A 7148-nucleotide genomic window follows, 5' to 3' on the forward strand; every position below is an offset into this window, starting at 1 on the left:
TAAGGGGAGCATGTCACCTTTGTAATTAGGTAAATAGATCCCCCCTAGCCCCCCTTAAAAAAGGGGGGAATTAGATTCAAAAGTCTTATTAAGGGGGATAATGGGGGATCTAAATCAGGGATTAACAAAATTGACATGCTCCCAGAGGCAAGAGCCAATAGTCAATTCTGTGTACCTCATGAGTTCTATAAACGCTATATTACTGAATTTAATTTAAAAATTTGAACCATAACAGTTGATAATAACTGTTTGAATTTTAGGGTTAACTTAGAATTGCGATCGCTATGGAATAAAAATCGATATTCTCCTACTAAGCACTGACCACTAACGCACTCACCACTGACGCAATATTTTTAATCAATGGAACATTATCCCGTAGTGATTACAGGGGCAGGACCGGCTGGTCTTACTGCTGCCTATGACCTGGTTAAACAAGGCATTAAACCTATCGTTCTAGAAAAATCCAATAAAGTCGGTGGTATTGCTCGCACCGAAGTCTACAAAGGCTATCGCTTCGATATTGGTGGTCATCGCTTCTATACCAAAGTAGAAGCAGCGCATCAACGTTGGCAAGAGGTTTTAGGGGAAGATTTTATCAAAGTTCCCCGCATGTCACGCATTTATTACCAGGGGAAATTCTACGACTATCCCCTCTCAATTTTTAACACCCTATCGAATTTAGGCATCATTAACAGTCTGATTATTTTGCTCAGCTACTTCAAGGCAAAAATCAAGGCAAAATTGCAACCTTGGCGTGAACCTGAAACCTTTGAAGAGTGGGTAAGCGATCGCTTTGGTCGTCGTCTATACAGACTATTTTTTAAAACGTATACGGAAAAAGTCTGGGGCATACCCTGCGATAAAATTCAAGCAGAATGGGCAGCACAGCGTATTCAAAAATTATCTCTAAAACAAGCAATTATCAATGCTTTGTTCGGAAGTCAAAATAGCAAAAGCTTGATTAAGGAATTTGATTACCCCATACTTGGACCAGGGATGATGTGGGAAAAATTTCAGCAAGCAGTAGATAATCAAGGTGGTCAGGTAAGACTGAATACTGTCGTCACTAGTATTCAACGAGATGGTAATCATATCAAAAGCATTACTGCTTTGCAGGATGAAAAAACTATCAGTATCTCTGGAGACCATTTCATCTCTAGTATGCCAGTGACAGCACTGGTTAAAAAACTCGATCCACCTCCCCCACCAGCGGTAATCGAAGCAGCAAAATCCCTATCTTATCGAGCGTTTATTATTGTAGCGCTCATTATTGATGCTAAAGATTTATTTCCTGATCAGTGGATTTATATCCATAGTCCAGAAGTAAAAGTGGGTCGCATCCAAAACTTTAAGAATTGGAGTCCAAAAATGGTATCGGATCCTAACAAGACCTGTCTGGGTTTAGAATACTTCTGTAATGAGGGAGATGAAATCTGGAATCTATCTGAGAGCAAATTGCTGGATTTAGCCACCCGTGAAGTGGCGAGTTTAGGTCTAGCTGATGCCAAGGCTGTAGAAGATGGTACTGTGTTGCGCCAACCTAAAGCTTACCCAGTTTACGACCGTGATTATCGTCAGCATTTACAAGTGATTCAAGATTTTTTAGCAGACTTTGATAACCTACAAACCATTGGACGCAATGGGATGCATCGCTACAATAATCAAGACCATTCCATGTTAACAGGAATGCTAGCAGTGAAGAATTTACTGGGAGAAAACCATGATCTGTGGCAGGTAAATACTGAACGGTCTTACTATGAAGAATTTACTACAGAAGAGTTAAAGCAAAAACAGGATTCAGTAGAGGACTCAGTTTTTCAGCCTGTATAGGCTATTGACATGTTCTACTTCATCACGACTTGGAATTTTCTACTTATTCCTTGCTACTTGATCGGAACTGCTGTACTGAATGTACTCCAAGCGGATTCCTTTAAACGAGTTAGCGATCGCATTATTGCAGCAGTGTGGTTGGGCATCATTGTGCTGTCCATTGCACTGCTAGCAACCTCCTTAGTATTTCCCCTCAATTCCTGGGTAGGCTGGTGTACCGCTGCTAGTCTGAGTTTATTGTCTCTGACATCACAACCTACCCGGGATGAAATTGCTAATCTATTGTTCATGGTGTTTCCCAACTTAGCTTTGGGATTGTTGACCTTAGAATTTGGTGTCGCAGCATTCACCAGCCGACAAGTAACTTGGCTTGACACAGGTCTCTATCACTATGGAGCCATCCGATGGTTGTCCGAGTATGGAGCAGTGCCAGGTATCGCCCTGCTCATTCAGCAGCTTGGTTTTACCTCATCGTGGTTTGCTCTCGCTGCTCCCTTTAACCCTCCAATTTTCGATGCTCAAGTTAGTGCCATCACCAATGGCTTTGCCTTTCTTCTGGCAATAGTACACTTTTTGATTGCTCTCGCTCAACTATTCACCAATCAAGCAAAGCTCAGTGACTGGTTTATCGTCATCTGCTCATTAATTCTACTCCCTCTCCTAGGTCTATCCAGTTTGATGTCAGATATCCTGGTCTCTCCATCGCCAGATATCCCAGTAATTTTGCTGACCGTAATCATCGCTTGGGCAATGTTAATCATTGCTCACCATCGCTCATCATCCGTAACCCAGGATGAAAATTATAGTTTTAAAAATAAATTTAAGAATAAATTTTACGATCCATTTATCCCACTTATTTTAGCAGCTGGAGCTGTAACTATAAAGCTTACTTGTCTACCTATATTATTAATATCAGTTATTTTTTATAGTGTTTTCAGTAGGTTTTGTATAAAACGACTAGTGATAGGTGCTGTCATCACTAGTTTACTCTTATCACCCATGTTCGCTGTCAATATCGTCACCTCTGGTTGCCCACTTTTTCCCTCATCATTCTTATGTCTGGATTTACCCTGGTCTTGGACAGCAGAAGAAGCTAAAGCAGTTGCTGATAACACTCAAGTTTGGGGAATTTGGTTTGACTCAGCTCCACCAAATATTCCTCCCTGGCTTTGGTTATTTGGGATTTGGTTGATTAATAGTACTCTAAATCAAATCGCTACTGTAATAATTTTAATTTCAATTTTATTGACTATCTCTATTATCCGAACATCAATCACTCATCGCCTCTGGAGTTTGATGTGGGTATTAGGATTAGCTATTTTGGGAACGGTATTTCTGATGCTCTATGCTCCCGTAATCAGATTTGGAATAGGATATTTAATTCTTATACCTGGTTTATATATTACTATATTATTTAATAAAAAATTTGGCAATTTTAATTTCCTAATAACCAAAAAAATACAGCCATCCAAATTATGGATAATTCCTCAAGTTTTTAGGATAACTAGTTATTTAGCATTAGCGGTTATCACCTTAGCTATTGTTCTAAATCAAAAAACCTCCTATCGACTGATTCTCCCTCCCCAAATGATGACGTCATATTTAGAAAAAAAACAAGTTAATGGTATTAATTATTTGTCTCCACCAGATATCTCTCCAGAAGACCATGAGCTATGCTGGTCTGCTAAACTACCTTGTGCATTTGAAATAGAAGATAATATCCAACTTCGCGATCCAAACCGTGGTATTAAAGGTGGTTTTATAAAAGTTAAAAGGGAACAGGGAACAGGGAGTAGGGAATAGGAAAAAAATCCGGCGTTACTGAATAATAGAATGATTTTAAGAGTAGGTGCGACCCAAGGACGAGTAAATCGCCCTTGGGTCGCACCTGTAGAATGGGCATCTTGCGTGGAATGGGCAGCTTACGTGTAATAGGTATTTTACATGTAATGGGTACTTTACGTGGAATAGATATCTTGGTTTAATTAGCATTTTGCCATGGAATGGGCATCTTGCATGGAATGGGTATCTTGCATGGAATGGGTATCTTGCGTGGAACTGGCATCTTGCCAGTTTCATGCTTATTTTCGAGCGGGCAGGATGCCCACTCTACTCCTATCCATTACTTGACTGACGCAACGCCGCTATGTTAGCCCGTAGTAATTCAAGGGATTGTCATGGAGGATTTTGCGAATGGTCTCCTCAGGGAGACGCTGTCGCAGTGCCAGTGCCTCATCGACACTTTCGATAAAGTTCGGATGATCCATATGAGGGAAATCAGACCCAAACAATAATTTATCAGCCCCAATATACTCGATTAATTCAGGCAGATAAGGCTCTGATGCTTCAAACCCGATAAAGCACTGACGCTGGAAATATTCAGAGGGCTTCATCTTGACATTATCCTTGACTTCATAGGCAAGATTTTCATATTCCTCATCCAATCGCCATAGCCAGTAGGGTAGCCAACCACACCCAGCTTCAAAAAAGCCCACCCTTAGTTTGGGATGACGCTCTAAAATGCCCCCCTCAATCATGGCCAACAGTCCCATCATCAACTCCATCGGATGGGAGCAGGCATGGAGTGCAAAACGAGAGTCAAAACGATCAGCCCCAGTGGTGGGAAGACGACTATGGGTTCCTTCATGAACCGTGACGGCTATGTTCAGGCGTTCACACTCACTCCAAAATGGTTCATAGGCCGGATCGCTGAGTATTCGTCCCTTCACGGGATTGGGGCGAATAAAGACCGCTCGCCAACCAAACTCTGCAATTCGCTGTAGCTCTGGCACCATATCTGCGGGATCATGCTGGTTAATAGCACCTACACCCTTTAACTTTTGGGGGTCGTGTTTGCAAAAGTCCTGCAGCCAATTATTATAGGCTCTGACCAGAGCGCCAGCCAGTTGGGAATCCATGGTGTCGATCGCCCACATCCACAACCCGATGGTTGGGTACAAAAAGGTCACGTCAGACCCCATTTTTTCCATCAACTCAACTCGAGCTTGAGGGTCATAACCACCTTTATATCGACTGGGGTCCTCTGCCATGAGCCTCTTACTTTCGGCCATCACAGGTTCAGATAACTTGTGTAGGATCAGCTCACCTTCAAATTGGTAGTCTTTAGGTGCCAAGTCCTTAAACTGAGGTTCCAGGTATTTTTCCCAGAGATCTTCGGGCTCCAAGACGTGGCTGTCAGCATCAATAATGTTAAAGTTCTTCAGCATCGGATATCATTCCCTTTTCAACTTATTAGCAATCATCACTAGGATGACGTTTAAGCCTCGGCATTGAGCGCTTTTTCAATACTGGCTTTGATGGTCTCAGCCACAATGGTAACTGTAGGCTGATGCACCATATATTCGTGATAACCAGGAATAGTATAAACTTGAACTGGTGAGGACGTAACTGCTTGCCAACCCAACGTGGGATCGACTATCGATTCTGCCTCAGACACTGCTACTAAACCAGATGAAGCACGTAACAGTGTTATCGTACCCGGATAGGCAGGAGGTGAGTAACTGCGCATGGCTTTGTGATTGAGCTTCATCAACTGCAGGAGGCGCTCAATTTGAGCCGCTTCTAAATCCGGTGGAACTAGATTTGCCTGGCGAGCTTGTTCCCAAATTAAGGCCGCTTGTTGCTCCGAGGGCAATTCTCGGAGCGCTTCCCAATCGAGGGCGAGAGGCCCCCCAAATAGCTCCAAAACTACTTCCACATCTTCTGATAAGGACTGCTCATCAGGCATGTAGGCTGGTGCATAGGTGTCCAGCAAGCCTAGGAATGCAATCTGCTCACCTTGGGAGAGTAGATCGTGGGCCATTTGAAGGGCAATCATCCCACCAAAGGACCAACCCATTAGCAGGTAAGGACCCTGGGGCTGAATGTCGCGGATCGCGGCTAGGTAAGCCGTTGCCATTTCTTCCACCGTTGTCAGTGGAGCTTGCCCTTCCTGTTGACCCAAAGATTGCAATCCATAGAAGGGCTGGTCTGCACCGAGCAGTTGGGACAGCTCCAGGTAGCAAAAGACCGTCCCACCAGCAGGGTGGACACAGAAAATAGGCGGTTGGGTGCCCTGGGTCTGAATGGGAACCAGAGGAGACAGGGATGTCACGCTCTGCTCCTGCTGCAAGCTTGCGGCCAGTTGCTCAATCGTTGCTGCCTGAAACAGGGTTGCTAATGGCAGCGATCGCCCAAAGTCCTGCTCAATGCGATTCATTAAGCGCACGGCCAACAGGGAGTGCCCCCCCAAGTCAAAGAAGTTACTACGAACCCCAATGGGTTGAACCTCTAAAATCTCCTGCCATAGCTTTACCAGCTGTAGCTCTTGGTGATTGCGTGGGGGAATGTAGGTGTCAGAGGAGTGACGATCGCCGATTAACTCAGGGGTAGGCAATCGTTTGCGATCGACCTTACCATTTGCCGTTAGGGGCAGGGCATCAAGGACCATGTAACTCTGCGGCACCATATACTCTGGCAACTGCTGCTGCAAGTAGTGACGCAGTTCGTCAATGCGGATGTCATCGTGGATGTCTTCTGTGGCAGAGTCGGATGATTCTGAGTGGAAGACCACATAGGCCACCAACTTCTTACTCTGTAGTTCACCCACAGCAGCCACAACGGTTTCCTTAACTGTAGCATGCCCCAGCAGGGTTGCCTCAATCTCACCCAGTTCAATTCGATAACCACTGATTTTGACTTGGAAATCCTCCCGACCCAAAAATTCAGTGTTGCCGTCTGGTAAGTAGCGGGCCAAATCACCCGTTTTATACAAGCGCTCTCCAGTCTGGGGATGCAGAATAAAGCTAGCATTCGTTTTTTGCTCATTCCGCCAATAGCCCTGGGCCAGACCAATCCCACCAATGTAGAGCTGACCCGGAACCGAATTGGGACAAGGATCCAGATTGTGATTGAGCACATGTAGACTTTGATTCACCAGAGGTTTGCCGTAGGGAATGCTCTTCCATTCCGGCTCTACGGTGGTGATGGGATAGTACACAGACCAAATTGAAGCCTCTGTGGCTCCCCCCAGACTGACCACCTGTCCTTGGGGCCATAATGATTGGATTTGGGTCGGTAAATTGAGTGGAATCCAATCACCACTCAACAGGGCAAGTCGGAGGTTCTCGGTTACTTGGTCTGGGTGCTCAGACAGATATTCCACTAGCATCTGCATCAGGGCAGGGACAGTGTTCCAGAGGGTGACTTGATGGGTCGTCATTAACTCAACCCAATGGGCTGGGTCTTTGGCTGCCTCTGGATCGGGCATAACCAAGGTACCCCCCGCTGCCAAGAGGCCAAAGATATCGTAGACAGAC

Annotated in this window: 5 protein-coding genes; 3 read left to right on the forward strand and 2 right to left on the reverse strand. The window is 44.7% G+C overall.

The annotated features are described in order from the left end of the window. Window positions 1–360: 360 nt before the first annotated feature. The 3 genes from F6K52_RS29010 (at window position 361) to F6K52_RS29020 (ending at window position 3960) form a co-directional block, all read left to right on the forward strand. Window positions 361–1830: an NAD(P)/FAD-dependent oxidoreductase gene (locus F6K52_RS29010; protein ID WP_293086865.1), complete on the forward strand. Its 1470-nt coding sequence runs from the start codon at window positions 361–363 to the stop codon at window positions 1828–1830. A 9-nt stretch (window positions 1831–1839) separates the two neighbouring features. After that, window positions 1840–3633: a hypothetical protein gene (locus F6K52_RS29015; RefSeq protein WP_293086869.1), complete on the forward strand. Its 1794-nt coding sequence runs from the start codon at window positions 1840–1842 to the stop codon at window positions 3631–3633. A 195-nt stretch (window positions 3634–3828) separates the two neighbouring features. Further along, the gene (locus F6K52_RS29020; protein ID WP_293086872.1) at window positions 3829–3960 is read left to right on the forward strand and encodes a hypothetical protein; all 132 of its coding nucleotides are present in this window, start codon (window positions 3829–3831) and stop codon (window positions 3958–3960) included. Between the two features lie 14 nt (window positions 3961–3974). Here F6K52_RS29020 and F6K52_RS29025 read toward each other — a convergent pair whose 3' ends face one another. Further along, window positions 3975–5057: an amidohydrolase family protein gene (locus F6K52_RS29025; protein WP_293086875.1), complete on the reverse strand. Its 1083-nt coding sequence runs from the start codon at window positions 5055–5057 to the stop codon at window positions 3975–3977. A gap of 50 nt (window positions 5058–5107) precedes the next feature. Next, window positions 5108–7148, reverse strand: a 2041-nt coding sequence (locus tag F6K52_RS29030; RefSeq protein WP_293086878.1) for an alpha/beta fold hydrolase, incomplete at its 5' end; no start/stop codon positions are given.

Origin of the sequence: Moorena sp. SIO3H5 (assembly GCF_010692395.1) — a bacterium.
Taxonomy (GTDB): domain Bacteria; phylum Cyanobacteriota; class Cyanobacteriia; order Cyanobacteriales; family Coleofasciculaceae; genus Moorena.